The 14,749-nt window shown below is 69.9% G+C and carries 15 protein-coding genes; 12 read left to right on the forward strand and 3 right to left on the reverse strand.

Annotated elements, in window-relative coordinates; all coding sequences use genetic code 11:
- Nucleotides 1-125: 125 nt before the first annotated feature.
- The 5 genes from ACFVXA_RS34415 to ACFVXA_RS34435 all read left to right on the forward strand — a co-directional run bounded on the left by ACFVXA_RS34415 (nucleotide 126) and on the right by ACFVXA_RS34435 (nucleotide 6,329).
- Nucleotides 126-1,322: an argininosuccinate synthase gene (locus ACFVXA_RS34415; protein ID WP_362020879.1), complete on the forward strand. Its 1,197-nt coding sequence runs from the start codon at nucleotides 126-128 to the stop codon at nucleotides 1,320-1,322.
- A gap of 123 nt (nucleotides 1,323-1,445) precedes the next feature.
- Nucleotides 1,446-2,873 (forward strand): argininosuccinate lyase, encoded by a 1,428-nt coding sequence (argH, locus tag ACFVXA_RS34420; RefSeq protein WP_390028209.1) that lies wholly within the window; start codon nucleotides 1,446-1,448, stop codon nucleotides 2,871-2,873.
- 258 nt (nucleotides 2,874-3,131) lie between these two features.
- On the forward strand, nucleotides 3,132-4,103 hold the full coding sequence (locus ACFVXA_RS34425; RefSeq protein WP_362020885.1) for an aldo/keto reductase: 972 nt from the start codon (nucleotides 3,132-3,134) through the stop codon (nucleotides 4,101-4,103).
- Nucleotides 4,104-4,257: 154 nt separating this feature from the next.
- On the forward strand, nucleotides 4,258-4,809 hold the full coding sequence (locus ACFVXA_RS34430; protein ID WP_362020888.1) for a helix-turn-helix domain-containing protein: 552 nt from the start codon (nucleotides 4,258-4,260) through the stop codon (nucleotides 4,807-4,809).
- Nucleotides 4,806-6,329: an MFS transporter gene (locus ACFVXA_RS34435; protein ID WP_384396494.1), complete on the forward strand. Its 1,524-nt coding sequence runs from the start codon at nucleotides 4,806-4,808 to the stop codon at nucleotides 6,327-6,329. The genes ACFVXA_RS34430 and ACFVXA_RS34435 overlap by 4 nt, the downstream gene beginning before the upstream one ends.
- Nucleotides 6,330-6,536: 207 nt before the next feature.
- Here the strand turns inward: ACFVXA_RS34435 and ACFVXA_RS34440 are convergent, their stop codons facing one another.
- Nucleotides 6,537-7,226, reverse strand: coding sequence for a lysophospholipid acyltransferase family protein (locus ACFVXA_RS34440; protein ID WP_362020894.1), 690 nt, complete (start codon nucleotides 7,224-7,226; stop codon nucleotides 6,537-6,539).
- 385 nt (nucleotides 7,227-7,611) lie between these two features.
- Here ACFVXA_RS34440 and ACFVXA_RS34445 point away from each other — a divergent pair, with 385 nt between their 5' ends.
- The 3 genes from ACFVXA_RS34445 (at nucleotide 7,612) to ACFVXA_RS34455 (ending at nucleotide 9,924) form a co-directional block, all read left to right on the forward strand.
- The gene (locus ACFVXA_RS34445) at nucleotides 7,612-8,778 is read left to right on the forward strand and encodes a glycerophosphodiester phosphodiesterase (protein ID WP_362020896.1); all 1,167 of its coding nucleotides are present in this window, start codon (nucleotides 7,612-7,614) and stop codon (nucleotides 8,776-8,778) included.
- Nucleotides 8,779-8,867: 89 nt separating this feature from the next.
- Complete coding sequence (locus ACFVXA_RS34450; RefSeq protein ID WP_384021464.1) at nucleotides 8,868-9,362, forward strand: sigma-70 family RNA polymerase sigma factor; 495 nt, start codon at nucleotides 8,868-8,870, stop codon at nucleotides 9,360-9,362.
- A 58-nt stretch (nucleotides 9,363-9,420) separates the two neighbouring features.
- A complete protein-coding gene (locus tag ACFVXA_RS34455) occupies nucleotides 9,421-9,924 on the forward strand; it encodes a GNAT family N-acetyltransferase (protein WP_362020902.1) in 504 nt (167 codons plus the stop codon).
- Between the two features lie 153 nt (nucleotides 9,925-10,077).
- On the opposite strand, the gene ACFVXA_RS34460 is transcribed toward ACFVXA_RS34455, so the two are convergent.
- Both ACFVXA_RS34460 and ACFVXA_RS34465 read right to left on the reverse strand, forming a co-directional pair.
- Nucleotides 10,078-10,500 carry a hypothetical protein gene (locus ACFVXA_RS34460; RefSeq protein WP_362021128.1) on the reverse strand — a complete coding sequence of 141 codons (423 nt, stop codon included), beginning with the start codon at nucleotides 10,498-10,500 and terminating at the stop codon, nucleotides 10,078-10,080.
- A gap of 127 nt (nucleotides 10,501-10,627) precedes the next feature.
- Nucleotides 10,628-10,987 (reverse strand): hypothetical protein, encoded by a 360-nt coding sequence (locus ACFVXA_RS34465; RefSeq protein WP_345647525.1) that lies wholly within the window; start codon nucleotides 10,985-10,987, stop codon nucleotides 10,628-10,630.
- 69 nt (nucleotides 10,988-11,056) lie between these two features.
- Between ACFVXA_RS34465 and ACFVXA_RS34470 the strand changes: the two genes are divergently transcribed.
- From ACFVXA_RS34470 to ACFVXA_RS34485, 4 genes are all read left to right on the forward strand, one after another.
- Nucleotides 11,057-11,704: an HAD family hydrolase gene (locus ACFVXA_RS34470; RefSeq protein WP_389747427.1), complete on the forward strand. Its 648-nt coding sequence runs from the start codon at nucleotides 11,057-11,059 to the stop codon at nucleotides 11,702-11,704.
- A 365-nt stretch (nucleotides 11,705-12,069) separates the two neighbouring features.
- Nucleotides 12,070-13,104: an ATP-binding cassette domain-containing protein gene (locus ACFVXA_RS34475; RefSeq protein WP_362020910.1), complete on the forward strand. Its 1,035-nt coding sequence runs from the start codon at nucleotides 12,070-12,072 to the stop codon at nucleotides 13,102-13,104.
- Nucleotides 13,101-13,826 (forward strand): methionine ABC transporter permease, encoded by a 726-nt coding sequence (locus tag ACFVXA_RS34480; RefSeq protein ID WP_362020913.1) that lies wholly within the window; start codon nucleotides 13,101-13,103, stop codon nucleotides 13,824-13,826. The genes ACFVXA_RS34475 and ACFVXA_RS34480 overlap by 4 nt, the downstream gene beginning before the upstream one ends.
- Nucleotides 13,827-13,913: 87 nt before the next feature.
- Nucleotides 13,914-14,744, forward strand: coding sequence for a MetQ/NlpA family ABC transporter substrate-binding protein (locus ACFVXA_RS34485; protein WP_362020915.1), 831 nt, complete (start codon nucleotides 13,914-13,916; stop codon nucleotides 14,742-14,744).
- Nucleotides 14,745-14,749: the final 5 nt, after the last annotated feature.

Below are 14,749 nucleotides of genomic sequence, written 5' to 3' on the forward strand. Positions count from 1 at the left end.
CGGTCGGCAGGTTTCCCTCGCTCGATCGCCCTCGAGATTTCCGAGTCGGCCACACATGGATTGACGAACCATGCAGAGTGCTGCATACTCATGCATGTCAGCGAATGCACTGTGAGGAGAAACCCGTGACCGAGCGCGTCGTACTCGCCTACTCAGGCGGTCTGGACACCTCCGTCGCCATCGGCTGGATCGCCGAGGAGACGGGCGCCGAGGTCATCGCCGTTGCGGTCGACGTCGGCCAGGGCGGCGAGGACCTGGATGTCATCCGCAAGCGCGCGCTCGCCTGTGGTGCCGTCGAGGCCGAGGTCGCCGACGCCAAGGACGAGTTCGCCGATGAGTACTGCCTCCCGGCGATCAAGGCCAACGCCCTCTACATGGACCGCTACCCGCTGGTCTCCGCCCTCTCCCGGCCGACGATCGTCAAGCACCTCGTCGCCGCCGCCCAGAAGCACGGCGCCACCACGGTCGCCCACGGCTGCACCGGCAAGGGCAACGACCAGGTGCGGTTCGAGGCCGGCATCGTCGCCCTCGCCCCCGACCTCAAGTGCATCGCCCCGGTCCGTGACTACGCGATGACCCGGGACAAGGCGATCGCCTTCTGCGAGGAGAAGCAGCTCCCGATCGCCACCACCAAGAAGTCCCCGTACTCCATCGACCAGAACGTCTTCGGGCGCGCCGTCGAGACGGGCTTCCTGGAGGACATCTGGAACGCGCCGATCGAGGACATCTACGAGTACACCTCCAACCCGGCCGAGCCCCGCGAGGCCGACGAGGTCGTCATCACCTTCAAGCAGGGCGTCCCGGTCGCCATCGACGGCAAGCCCGTCACGGTCCTCCAGGCCATCCAGCAGCTGAACGAGCGTGCCGGCGCCCAGGGCATCGGCCGGATCGACATGGTCGAGGACCGGCTCGTGGGCATCAAGTCCCGCGAGGTGTACGAGGCTCCGGGCGCGATCGCACTGATCACCGCCCACCAGGAGCTGGAGAACGTCACCGTCGAGCGCGAACTCGCCCGCTACAAGCGGCAGGTCGAGCAGCGCTGGGGCGAACTGGTCTACGACGGCCAGTGGTTCTCCCCGCTCAAGCGCGCCCTGGACGGCTTCATCGACGAGGCCAGCCAGCAGGTCAACGGCGACATCCGGATGATCCTGCACGGCGGCCGCGCGGTCGTCACCGGCCGGCGCTCCGAGACGTCGCTCTACGACTTCAACCTCGCGACGTACGACACGGGTGACAGCTTCGACCAGGCCGCGGCCAAGGGCTTCATCGACATCTACAGCCTGTCGTCGAAGATCGCCGCACGGCGTGATCTGCAGGCATAGCCTGACGTAGACCTCGGGTGACCACGAGGCTCACCTCACACGCACTAGCCTGACACCCGCCTCCTCACTTGCGCACGAGTGGGGAGGCGGCGGCACATACGCATCTCTCTAGGAGCAACGCAAGTGAGCAGCAACAGCGGTGACGTACGGCTCTGGGGCGGCCGTTTCGCCGACGGTCCCGCCGAGGCCCTGGCCAAGCTGTCCGCGTCGGTCCACTTCGACTGGCGTCTCGCGCCGTACGACATCGCCGGTTCGCGTGCCCACGCGCGCGTGCTGCACAAGGCGGGCCTGCTCACCGAGGACGAGCTGACGCGCATGCTCGCGGGCCTCGACCAGCTCGAAGCGGATGTGGCCTCGGGTGATTTGGTGGGCACCATCGCCGACGAGGACGTTCATACGGCCCTGGAGCGCGGCCTGTTGGAGCGCCTCGGCCCCGACCTCGGCGGCAAGCTGCGCGCCGGGCGCTCCCGCAACGACCAGGTCGCGACCCTCTTCCGGATGTACCTGCGCGACCGCGCCCGGGTCATCGGCGGCCTGATCGCCGACCTCCAGGACGCGCTGATCGGTCTGGCGGAGGCCCACCCGGACGTGGCCATGCCCGGTCGTACGCACCTCCAGCACGCCCAGCCGGTGCTCTTCGCCCACCACGTCCTCGGGCATGTGCAGCCCCTGTCCCGGGACGCCGAACGCCTGCGCCAGTGGGACGAGCGGACGGCCGTGTCGCCGTACGGCTCGGGTGCCCTGGCGGGTTCCTCCCTCGGCCTGGATCCGGAGGCGGTGGCGAAGGACCTCGGCTTCGAGCACGGCAGCGTCGGCAACTCCATCGACGGCACGGCCTCGCGTGACTTCGTGGCGGAGTTCGCCTTCATCACGGCGATGATCGGGGTCAACCTCTCCCGCATCGCCGAAGAGGTCATCATCTGGAACACGAAGGAGTTCTCCTTCGTCACCCTCCACGACGCCTTCTCCACGGGCTCGTCGATCATGCCGCAGAAGAAGAACCCGGACATCGCCGAACTGGCGCGCGGCAAGTCGGGTCGCCTGATCGGCAACCTGACGGGCCTTCTCGCCACCCTCAAGGCGCTGCCCCTCGCGTACAACCGCGACCTCCAGGAGGACAAGGAGCCGGTCTTCGACTCCTGCGACCAGCTGGAAGTCCTGCTCCCCGCCTTCACCGGCATGATGGCCACGCTGACCGTCAACCGCGAGCGCATGGAGGAGCTGGCCCCGGCCGGGTTCTCGCTCGCCACCGACATCGCCGAGTGGCTGGTCAAGCAGGGCGTGCCGTTCCGCGTCGCGCACGAGGTCGCCGGCGAGTGCGTGAAGGTCGCCGAGGCGGACGGCGTCGAGCTGGACGGCCTCACCGACGAGCAGTTCGCGAAGATCTCCGCCCATCTGACCCCCGAGGTGCGCACCGTCCTCAACGTCCCCGGCGCGCTCGCCTCCCGCGACGGCCGCGGCGGTACGGCGCCCAGCGCGGTCGCCGTCCAGCTCGCCGAGGTCAAGGCGGACGTGGCGGCCCAGCACCAGTGGGCGGACGCCAAGAAGTAGCAGGTCGCGTACGAGACGTAGGGGACGTCGAGGCGTCCGAGACGCAGGAGACGCAGGAGACGCGGGAGACGTAGAGGCGTACGCGAGTCCGCGACGTACGAGAGGTCGAGGCGTACGCGAGTCCGCGACGTGTGAGACGTGTGAGGCGTGTGAGACGTACGAGACGTCGAGGCGTACGCGACGTGTGAGACGTACGGGCGGGGCGTCGCGGGTTACGTTGGTCGGCAGCCGCAAGGAGCCGAACGAACGGAGCCCGCGATGCCCTTCGCCCGCCTCGCCTCAGCCACGACTCCCACCGCCCACATCGGGCTGGGGCTGGCCGCCGTCGGCCGTCCCGGCTACATCACCCTGGGCCGCGAGGAGGACCTCCCGGACGCACGCACGGTCGACGCCCTGCGCGCCCGCACCCACGAACTCCTCGACGCCGCCTACGCCCAGGGCGTGCGCTACTTCGACGTGGCCCGCTCCTACGGCCGCTCCGAGGAGTTCCTCGCCGACTGGCTGAACGCCCGGCCCGACATCGACGACGTCGTGATCGGCAGCAAGTGGGGCTACACCTACACCGCGGGCTGGCGCATCGACGCCGAGGCGCACGAGGTCAAGGACCACAGCCTCGCCACGTACGAGCGGCAGCGCGCCGAGACCGCCGAGCTGCTCGGGGACCGGCTCGACCTCTACCAGGTCCACTCGATGACCCCGGACAGCCCGGCCCTCACCGACAAGGAGCTCCACGCCAAGCTCGCCGAAGCGGCCGCCCAGGGTCTCTCGATCGGCTTCTCCACCAGCGGACCCGCCCAGGCCGACGCCATCCGCGCCGCGCTCGCCGTGACCGTCGACGGCGAGCCCCTCTTCCGCGCCGTCCAGGCCACCTACAACGCGCTGGAGACCTCCGCCGCCCCCGCGCTGGCCGAGGCGCACACCGCCGGACTCACGGTGATCGTCAAGGAGGGCCTGGCCAATGGCCGCCTCGCGGACCCGTATGCGCCGGATGTGCTGAAGACCGTCGCCGCGGAGGCCTCCCTGGGCAGTGACGCGATCGCCCTCGCGCTGATCCTGCGGCAGCCCTGGGCCGGCGTCGTGCTCTCGGGCGCGGCCACCGCCAACCAGCTCGCCTCGAACCTGCACGCCGCGGTCGTCGACCTCGACGACGACCAGCTGGCGCGCCTCGACGGCCTCGTCGAGGACCCGCGGGCGTACTGGGAGCGGCGCGCTCAGCTGCCCTGGCACTGAGCGCGCTCCGAGGATCATGACAGGCGATCCCGAGGCGACAGGCGAGAAGCGGCAGGTAGGCGGCAGGCGAGAGGTGAGGCGACAAGCGGCGAGCGTGTGAGACGCGTACGCTTCAGGTGAGACAAGATTGTCTCACATGGTCTATAGTCGTCTCATGGCTGTCGACCGTGAACACGTGCTGCGCAGCGCAGCCGCCCTGCTCACCCGCAAATCCACCGCGACCATGGACGAGGTCGCCAAGGCGGCCGGGATCAGCCGGGCCACGCTGCACCGCCAGTTCGCCGGCCGCGACGCGCTCGTACGGGCGCTGGAGGCGCTCGGCATCGAGGAGTGCGAGGCGGCTCTGGGCGCCGCCCGGCTCGATGAGGGCACCGCTCAGGAGGCCGTGCGCCGCCTGGTGAAGGAGCTGGAAGGCGCCGCCGGACTGCTCGCCTTCCTCTATACCGAGAACCAGCTGTTCGAGGGCGAGGAACAGCACGAGGGCTGGGCCCGGCTCGACGCCCGGATGGCCGCCCTGTTCCGGCGCGGCCAGCAGAGCGGCGAGTTCCGTATCGACCTCACCCCCGCCTGGCTCACCGAGGCGCTGTACGGACTGATGGCCTCGGCGGCCTGGGCCGTGAGCGAAGGCCGGATCGCCGCCAAGGACTTCCACCACATGATCGTCGAGCTGCTGCTCGGCGGCGCGCTACGGAGAGAGGAATCATGACCAGCACCCTGCAGCCGGCATCGACGGCGGCGGTGGAGAAGCGCCCGGGCCGTTGGCTCGCGCTCTCCGTCCTCGTCCTCGCCGTGCTGTTGGTGGCCGTCGACGCGACCGTCCTCGGCCTCGCGACCCCGTACATCAGTGAGGACCTGAAGCCCTCGGGCACCCAGCTCCTGTGGATCGGTGACGTCTACTCGTTCGTCATCGCCGGTCTGCTCGTCTCCATGGGCAGCCTCGGTGACCGCATCGGCCGCAAGAAGCTGCTGCTCGTCGGCGCCACGGCGTTCGGTGTGATATCGGTGCTCAACGCCTATGCCACGACACCGGAGTTGATGATCCTGGCGCGGGCCCTGCTCGGTGTCGCGGGCGCGACCCTGATGCCCGCCACGCTCGCCCTGATCCGCAACATCTTCCACGACCCGCGCGAGCGCAGCCTCGCCATCGGCATCTGGGGCGCGACCGCCTCCGCCGGTACGGCGGTCGGCCCGGTCGCCGGCGGCTTCCTGCTCGAACACTTCTGGTGGGGATCGGTCTTCCTCATCAACCTCCCGGTGATGGTGGTCCTCGTCCTCGTCGGCAGCAGGCTGCTGCCCGAGTCGAAGAACCCGAACCCCGGCCCCTGGGACCTGCCCAGCGTCGCGCTCTCGCTCGTCGGCGTGATCGGCGTCGTCTACGCGGTCAAGGAGACCGCCGCGCACGGTCTCAGCTGGCAGCCGGTGACCACCGGACTGCTCGGCGCGGGCGCCCTGTACTGGTTCGTGCGCCGGCAGCTCACCCTGCCCGCGCCCCTGTTGGACGTGCGGCTGTTCCGCAACCGGGGCTTCTCCGGAGCCGTACTCGCCGACCTGTTCACCGTCCTCGGCCTGTCCGGGCTCGTCTTCTTCCTCTCGCAGTACCTGCAACTCGTACAGGGCAGGGGGCCGCTGGAGGCCGGACTCGCCGAAGTCCCCGCCGCTGTGGGCGCGGTGGCGGCCGGTCTGATCGCGGGCACGGTCGCGCGACGCTTCTCGGTGCGCGCCGTGGTCACCGGCGGTCTCGCCGCGGTGGGACTGGCGCTGGGTGCGCTCACCCTGCTGAGCCGGTCCACCGGCTATCCGCTGCTCGGCGCCGCCCTGCTGGTCGTCGGCATCGGCGCGGGCTTCTCCTTCACCGTCACCGCCGACGTGATCCTCTCCAGCGTGCCCAAGGAGCAGGCGGGCGCAGCGTCCGCGGTCTCCGAGACGGCGTACGAACTCGGCGCCGCCCTCGGTATCGCCCTCCTCGGCTCCATCGTGACCGGCGTCTACGCGGGCTTCACCGGCCCGGCGGGCACCCCGGCCGCGGCCCACGAGTCACTGGGCGGTGCGGTGGAGGCGGCACAGGGCCTGCCGGCCCACACCTCCGAGGCCCTCTTGAGCGCGGCCCGCGAGTCCTTCGTCGACGGACTCACCCTCGCGTCGGGCGGCGGCGCGGTGGTGCTGCTCGCCACGGCGGCGGCGGCGTGGTTCCTGCTGCGCGGCCAGCGGCTGGAGAGCGCCGGATAACCGGATAAGGGGAGCGGGGCTGAGACATCGCGCGGCTCGGTCGGCTGGCGACATCGTGCGGCTCAGCCGACTGGCGGCATCGCGCGGCTCGGTCGGTTTGGCGGCATCGTGCGGCCCGGTCGGTTGGCGACATCGTGCGGCTCGGCCGGTTGGGTGCGACCAGCCACAGCGCACCCGCACCCGAAAGGCGGCAGACCGCCGGAGGCGCTACGCGGCCTTCGCCTTGGTGGCGTACATGTCCACGTACTCCTGCCCCGACAGCCGCATGACCTCGGTCATGACGGAGTCGGTCACGGCCCGCAGCACATACCGGTCACGGTCCATGCCCTCGTACCGCGAGAACTCCATGGCCTCACCGAAGCGGACCGTGACGCGGCCGGGCCGCGGCATCCCCGCGCCGCCCGGCTGCAGCTTGTCGGTGCCGATCATCGCGAACGGCACGACCGGGGCGCCGGTCATCAGGGTGAGGCGGGCGATGCCGGTGCGGCCGCGGTAGAGACGGCCGTCGGGGGAGCGGGTGCCCTCCGGGTAGATCCCGAAGATCTTGCCCTCCTCCAGGATGCGACGACCCGTCATCAGCGCCGCGACACCACCGTTGGCGCCGTCCCGGTCCACCGGGATCATGCCGACGCCGGTGAAGAACCAGGCCATCAGACGGCCCTTGAAGCCCTTGCCGGTGACGTACTCGTCCTTGCCGATGAAGAACACCTGACGGTCGCAGACCAGCGGAAGGATCATCGAGTCGATGAACGTGAGGTGGTTGCCGGCCAGGATGACCGGACCGTCGCCCGGGATGTGCTCCACGCCCTCCACCCGTGGGCGGAACATCAGGCGCATGATCGGTCCGAGCACTGCCTTGATGAGCGCGAAGCGGGACAACGGGCCCTCCGGTGTCAAGGGATCGGTATGAAGTCTGTGCAGGTGAGGACGATACTCGTGGCCCCGGGGGTATTGCACATCGGGCGCGTCGGGTTCACCGAGGTCTTACGTACTGTTGACTCACGTTTACCTGCGGTGTCGCGCTGTCGGGCGCGCGTAACGCGATCGCCACGGTGTGACGGACATCGCCCGGGAGGCTCAGGCCCGTCGTGGTGAGCGGGTACCCGATGCGTCCCGCGCCAAGCCGACGAATCGTCACATCACCGACCTCGTGCGACATCCGGTGTCACTCCCCGTACGACATCCAGCGTCACCCCCCTGTTCCCTCCGACGTCTCCCCTCCGTCACGGGCGCGCACCTACGATCGGCCCGCACTGGCGACGACAGGACGACGGAGGCGCTCATGGGAACGCAGGAGTCGGGCGAGCGGATACCCGGGACCGGACGGCGGGCACTGCTCGGCGCGGCGGTGCTCGGCGCGGGCGCGGCGGTACTCGGGGCCGCGGGCACGGCGAGAGCGGCCGAGGCGCGGCACGGGGGCGGCGGGCTGAAGAGCCTGCCCGTGCCGACCGTCATCGGGCACCGCGGAGCGAGCGGCTACCGCCCGGAGCACACCTTCGGCTCGTACCAGCTGGCCCTCGACCTTGGCGCGGACGTCGTCGAGGCGGGCGACCTGGTGCCCACCAGGGACGGCCACCTCGTCTGCCGTCACGAGCCGGAGATCGGCGGGACCACGGACGTCGCGCAGCACCCCGAGTTCGCCGACCGCAGGACGACCAAGACACTCGACGGGGTCGCCACGACCGGGTGGTTCACGGAGGACTTCACGCTCGCCGAGCTGAAGACCCTGCGCGCCATCGAGCGCATCCCGGCCAACCGGCCGCACAACACCCTCTATGACGGCCGCTGGGAGATCCCCACCTTCGAAGAGGTGCTCCGCTGGCAGGACGAGCAGACCCGCAAGCGCGGCAAGCAGGTCTGGATCTACCCCGAGACCAAGCACCCCACCTACTTCCGCAAGCTCGGCCTCGGCCTGGAGGAGCGGGTCGCCAAGCTGCTCCACAAGTACGGCAAGGACCAGCGGAACTCGCCGGTCATCCTTCAGTCGTTCGAGCCGACCAGCATCCAGCGGCTGAACGAACTCCTCGACAACCCGCTGGTCGTCCTGCTCTCCACCGCGAGCAGCCGCCCCTGGGACTTCGTCGAGACGGGCGACCCGCGCACGGTCGCCGACCTGATCACGCCCAAGGGCCTCAGGGAGATCGCCGGCTATGCCCAGGGCATCGGCCCGACCCTCGACCTGATCATCCCGAAGGACGCGGACGGGAACCTCACCAAGCCGAGCACGCTGGTCGCGGACGCGCACAAGCGGGGCCTGATCCTGCACCCCTACACCATGCGCAACGAGAACCCCTTCCTGCCCGCGAGCTTCCGCAAGGGCACCGCCCCGGACGCCTACGGGGACGCCTTCGGCGCCTTCAAGGTCTACTTCGAGACCGGCATCGACGGGGTCTTCTCCGACAACGCGGACACCGCGCTGCTCGCCCGCGCGGACTTCCTCGGGGGATGACCCGTCAACCGTTCACCCCGCTACCCCGGTTGGGGTGACAGTCGGCCGTCCCGGCAACCTCGCGCCGGGGCGGCCGCGTCGTGCCGCATATGACCCACGAGATGGTTGCCACCCTGCGCCCGCTCCTCGCCGCCGAGGCCTCGGCCGAGGCATATGCGTCGGGCGCCGAGCAGAGCGACCTGGAACAGGCCGTCTGGCTGCGCCTCCTGGAGCGACTCGACGCGGACGGACCGCCCGTCGACCCGCAGGGCTGGCTGCGCCGCGCCGTGCGCTCCGAGGCCCGGCGCAGCCGCCGAACCGCCCGCCTCGAGCAGCCGTACGCCTCCGAGGCCGCCGACGACCGCGGGCCCGGCCCCGAGCAGGAGGCGATGACCGCCGACCGCCGTCGCGCGCTGCACGCCGCGGTACGACGACTGCCCGGCCGCTGCCCGACCCTCATGGCGGCGCTGCTCTCCCCGAAGGACCTCACCTACCAGGAGATCGCGGGCGAGTTGGGTATCTCACAGGGCAGTCTCGGGCCGGAACGTTCCAGATGTCTGGGATGTCTGCGGCGATTGCTGACGGTGGAGGTTGCGGCCCGCTGACGGCGGGGATAGGAGTGAGGGACATCCGGTTGAACAGGTGAGCGGGAGGCATGCACACATGGGCATGAGCGTGACCATCTCGGCGGCGACCGAGCAGGACGCAGAGCAGATCCTCAAGCTGCAGTACCTCTGCTACCAGAGCGAGGCCGAGCTGTACGGCGACTACGGCATCGAGCCGCTCACCCAGCCGCTCGACTCCCTCAGGGAGGAACTGGCGGGCGGCACCGTCCTGGTGGCCCGGCTCGGTGAAGAGGTGGTGGCCTCGGTCCGCGGCGCCGTCGACGCCGACGGCACGGCCCGTATCAACAAGCTCATCGTCCACCCGCGCATGCAGCGTCACGGCCTCGGCGGACGCCTGCTCGCCGCCATCGAGGCCCAACTCGGCGCGGACGGGGCGGCCAAGTCCTTCCAGCTCTTCACGGGCCACCGCAGCGAGCGCAATCTGCGCCTCTACCGCAAGCACGGCTACGCGCCGGTCTCCCGGGAGCAGGTCGACGAACGGCTCACCCTGGTGACGCTGGCGAAGGGTGCCGACGCGGGCGCGTTCGTGGCCAGCGCGTAGCTGCCACCGAACCGCGGTCACCGCTCGGTCGTACGCGCCGAGCGGTCACACCTCGGTCGTACGCGCCGAGCGGCCACACCTCGGCCGTACGCGAAGTGGCCGCTCCTGGGGCGTACGGCGAAGTGGCTACCGCTCGGCAGTACGGCGAAGTGGCTACCGCTCGGCCGTGCGTGCCTTGCGGAGCCAGTACATCGCCGACAGCGGCAGCAGCACCGGGATGAACAGATAGCCCATCCCGTAGTCCGACCACACCGTGGCGTCGGGGAAGGCGGACGGTTCCACCAGCGTCCAGGTCCCGACGGTCAGCACGCCCACGAGCTCGGCGGCGCAGCACACCAGCGCCGCCTTGCGGGCCGTCTCGCCGCCACGGACGAGCGAGTACGTGATGAAGCCGTAGACGACGCCGGCCACCGCGGAGAGCGAGTAGGCGAGCGGGGCCTTGTCGAACTCCGTCGAGATCTGCACGGCGGAGCGCGACACGGCGCCGACGACCATCACCCCGTACAGCCAGAGCAGCAGCGTGCCGGGACCGCTGATGAGCCGGTTCCGCGGCTTCTTCTTCCCGGTCGTGCCGATCGTCGTGCCCGTCGCCTCGGCTCCGGTCTCCTCGGCTCCGGTCTCCTCGGCTCCCGTCGCCTCGCTTCCGGTCGAGTCGTTCCCGGTCGTCTCGTTCTCGGTCACGGTGACCTCGGCCTTCGTCACGTCAGCCTCCCCAGATGTCGTACAGGCGCACTTCGAGCACGGCGAGGACCACACCACCGGCGGCCACCGTGACCGACCCCCAACGGGTGCGCTCCGCCAGCGACATGAAGCCCGCGGCCGGAATGCACGCGAAGGCGCCGAGCAGGTACGCCACGAAGATCGTCGTGCCCTGCTCCGGCTTCTCGCCGCGCGCCAGCTGGACGATGCCGATCACCAGCTGAACGACGGCGAGCAGCGACACCACGGCCATGCCGATGAAGTGCCAGTCCTTCGTGGGCTGATCACGGTAGGCGGCCCAGCCGCACCAGGCGGCGAGCGCGAGCGCGGCGACGGCGGTGGCGACCGTCAGGGCATCAAGCATGCCGTGACCCTATTACGGGCCAAAAGGCCCGATGCCCGCACCCCCGGGGTGGCCCGTAGGGTCGAGGGCATGAAGATCCGCGCTGAAGCCCTCCTGTTCGACAACGATGGAACGCTCGTCTCATCCCTTGAGTCCGTCAACCGGTGCTGGACCCGATGGGCGCAGGAGTACGGCATCACGGCGGCGGACTTCGCCCGGATCGAGCTGCACGGCCGCCCGGCCGGCGAGATAGCCGCCGACCTGCTGCCCGCCGACATCGTCCCCGAGGCACTCGCGCGCATCGAGCAGCTCGAGGTCGAGGACGTAACGGGCGGGGTCGAAGCGCTGCCCGGCACCCTCGCCCTCCTCGAGGCGCTGCCCGCCGAGCGGTGGGCCGTCGTCACCTCCGCCACCCGGCGGCTGGCCGAGGCCCGGTTGGGCGAGGTCGGCATCCGCCCCAAGAAGCTGATCTCCGCCGACGACATCACCCGCGGCAAGCCCGACCCCGAGCCCTACCTCCTCGGCGCCCGCGAACTGGGCGTCGACCCGGCCCGCTGCGTCGTCTTCGAGGACGCCCCCGCCGGTCTCCAGGCGGGCCGCGCCGCCGGCATGACGACCGTGGCGTTGGCCACAACCCACCAGTCCCACGAGCTGGACGCAGACCTTGTGGTGAAGGACCTCTCGGCCCTGTCCGTACTGGTCACCCGCGGGGGAGTGGAGATCTCCGTCCGGGGCTGAGAGCTGTCCACCGCTGTCCGCATTGCGGACAGCGGTTCTGGGCTCCCGCTGTACGTCTGCTTTACTTGATCCATGACCACGACGAGCAGCCGCACCCTTGCGACCGAGGCGACCATGACGCCCGGTGCTCGTTGTATGTGTCGAATGTGCGCCTGCTAGAGGGCCCCCGCACCACCGCCTGGTCTCGCGCCCCGAAGCGAGACCGCCGCCCCCTGTCCGTACCCGGTACGTGACTCGGGCTGCCCCGCGCACACGTTCTCCCCCCGGTTCCATCGCCATCGCGAGAACCGTGCCGCGTTCCCGACCGAATGCACCCGTGCCCGGCGCACACCCACGCCCCGCACTCGACAGTGACGGAAACCCCAGTGATCACGACAACGGGCCTCACCAAGGTCTACCGCTCGCGCGGCCGTGAAGTGACCGCCCTCGACGGCGTCGATCTGCACGTCCGCGAAGGCGAGGTGTACGGCGTCATCGGCCAGTCCGGCGCCGGCAAGTCCTCGCTCATCCGCTGCGTCAACCTCCTGGAGCGCCCCACCGCCGGCACGGTCACCGTCGCCGGACAGGACCTCACCGCCCTGGCCGGCCGCGGCCCGCGCGCGGGCAAGGAGCTCCGCAAGGCGCGCAGCCACATCGGGATGGTCTTCCAGCACTTCAACCTGCTGTCCTCGCGCACCGTCCAGGACAACGTCGAGCTGCCGCTCGAAATCCTCGGCGTCTCCGGCACGGAGCGCAGCCGCAAGGCCCTCGAACTCCTCGACCTGGTCGGCCTCTCCGACAAGGCGAAGGCCTACCCCGCCCAGCTCTCCGGCGGGCAGAAGCAGCGCGTCGGCATCGCCCGCGCCCTGGCCGGCGACCCGAAGGTGCTGCTCTCCGACGAGGCGACCAGCGCCCTCGACCCCGAGACCACCCGCTCCATCCTCCAGCTGCTGCGCGACCTGAACCGGCAGCTGGGCCTGACCGTCCTGCTCATCACCCACGAGATGGACGTGGTCAAGAGCGTCTGCGACTCGGCCGCCCTCATGGAGAACGGCCGGATCGTCGAGTCCGGCACCGTCAGCGAACTGCTCGCGACGCCCGGCTCCGAGCTGGCCTCCGCGCTCTTCCCGGTCAGCGGCGACGCCGGCGGGGACGACCGCACCGTCATCGACGTCACCTTCCACGGCGAGGCGGCGACCCAGCCCGTCATCTCGCAGCTCTCACGCACGTACAACATCGACATCTCGATCCTCGGCGCCGCGATGGACACCGTTGCGGGCAGGCAGGTCGGCCGGATGCGCATCGAACTGCCCGGCCGCTACGAGGAGAACGTCGTGCCGATCGGCTTCCTGCGCGAGCAGGGCCTGCAGATCGAGATCCAGGGCCAGGAGCCCGTACTGGTGAAGGAAGGTGCCAAGTGACCTGGTCCGAGATGCAGCCGCTGCTGTCCCAAGCGTGTTGGGACACGCTCTACATGGTCGGCTGGTCCACCCTCATCGCGATCGTCGGCGGTCTGCCGCTCGGCATCCTGCTCGTCCTCACCGACCGCGGCGGACTCCTCCAGAACGTCCTCGCCAACAAGGTCATCGGGCAGATCGTGAACGTCGCCCGCTCGCTGCCGTTCATCATCCTGATGGTCGCGCTGATGAACTTCACGCGCATGATCACGGGGACGACGATCGGCCGCGAGGCGGCGATCGTGCCGCTCGCCATCGGTGCGATCCCCTTCTTCGCGCGCCTGGTCGAGACGGCTGTCCGCGAAGTGGACGGCGGACTCGTCGAGGCCGTGCAGTCGATGGGCGGAAACACCTGGACCGTCGTCCGCAAGGTCCTCGTACCGGAGTCCCTGCCGTCGCTGATCGCCTCCGCGACCACCACGATCGTCGCCCTCATCGGCTACTCGGCGATGGCCGGCACCGTCGGCGCGGGCGGCCTCGGCGACATCGCGATCCGCTACGGCTACCAGCGCTTCGAGACCGGACTCATGTGGATCACCGTGGCGATCCTCGCCGTGGTCATCTCCGTCATCCAGTTCGCCGGCGACTACGCCGCGCGCTCGCTGCACCGGCGCGGCGGTCAGTCCGGAGCCGCTCCGAAGCTCCGGCTTCTGAAGGCGGCCACGGCGACCAGCAAGACCGTCTGACTCCTCCCCGGATTTCCCCGTACACCCCACAGATTTCCCCGTACACCCCACACGGGGTCGCTCCACCCATAAGGAAAGGCACTTTTCGTGCGTAACGCCGCCAAGATCACCACCGCCGTCCTCGCCGCCGGAGCCCTCACCTTCGGCCTCTCCGCCTGCGGCTCGGACAAGGACTCTGCCTCCTCCGACACCAGCGGTCCGCTGATCGTCGCCGCGAGCCCCACCCCGCACGCCGAGATCCTCGACTTCGTCAAGAAGAACCTGGCGAAGAAGGCGGGCCTCGACCTGGAGGTCAAGGAGTTCCAGGACTACATCGTGCCGAACACGGCGACCGAGGACGGCTCGGTGGGTGCCAACTACTTCCAGAACCAGCCGTACCTGGACGACTTCAACAAGAAGCGCGGCACCCACATCGTGCCCGTCGTCACGGTGCACCTGGAGCCGCTCGGCCTCTACTCCCACAAGGTGAAGAGCGCCGACGCCCTGAAGAGCGGTGCGACCATCGCGGTCCCGAACGACGCCGTCAACGAGGCGCGTGCCCTGAAGCTGCTGGCCGCCAACGGGCTCATCACCCTCAAGGACGGCGCCGGCAACGAGGCGACCCCGCAGGACATCTCCAAGAACCCGAAGAACCTCAAGTTCAAGGAGGTCGAGGCGGCCCAGACCCCGCGCTCCCTGGACGACGTGGACGCCGCGGTCGTCAACGGCAACTACGCCATCTCCGCCGGACTCAAGCCCGCCAAGGACGCCCTCGTCCTGGAGTCCGCGAAGAACAACCCGTACGGCAACTTCCTCGCCGTGAAGAAGGGCAACGAGAACGACCCGCGGGTCAAGAAGCTCGCCAAGCTCCTCACGTCGCCCGAGGTCAAGAAGTTCATCGAGGACAAGTACGCCGGCTCCGTCATCCCGTCCTTCTAGTCGAT

Source organism: Streptomyces sp. NPDC058246, from assembly GCF_042881985.1.
Taxonomy (GTDB): domain Bacteria; phylum Actinomycetota; class Actinomycetes; order Streptomycetales; family Streptomycetaceae; genus Streptomyces.

Bases quoted from the DNA above. Each gene is read 5' to 3' on its own strand.
- ACFVXA_RS34450 (WP_384021464.1), top strand. From the start codon at position 8,868: ATGACCCACGAGATGGTTGCCACCCTGCGCCCGCTCCTCGCCGCCGAG.
- ACFVXA_RS34430 (WP_362020888.1), top strand. From the start codon at position 4,258: ATGGCTGTCGACCGTGAACACGTGCTGCGCAGCGCAGCCGCCCTGCTC.
- ACFVXA_RS34465 (WP_345647525.1), bottom strand. From the start codon at position 10,987: ATGCTTGATGCCCTGACGGTCGCCACCGCCGTCGCCGCGCTCGCGCTC.
- ACFVXA_RS34470 (WP_389747427.1), top strand. From the start codon at position 11,057: ATGAAGATCCGCGCTGAAGCCCTCCTGTTCGACAACGATGGAACGCTC.
- ACFVXA_RS34455 (WP_362020902.1), top strand. From the start codon at position 9,421: ATGGGCATGAGCGTGACCATCTCGGCGGCGACCGAGCAGGACGCAGAG.
- ACFVXA_RS34425 (WP_362020885.1), top strand. From the start codon at position 3,132: ATGCCCTTCGCCCGCCTCGCCTCAGCCACGACTCCCACCGCCCACATC.
- ACFVXA_RS34435 (WP_384396494.1), top strand. From the start codon at position 4,806: ATGACCAGCACCCTGCAGCCGGCATCGACGGCGGCGGTGGAGAAGCGC.
- ACFVXA_RS34445 (WP_362020896.1), top strand. From the start codon at position 7,612: ATGGGAACGCAGGAGTCGGGCGAGCGGATACCCGGGACCGGACGGCGG.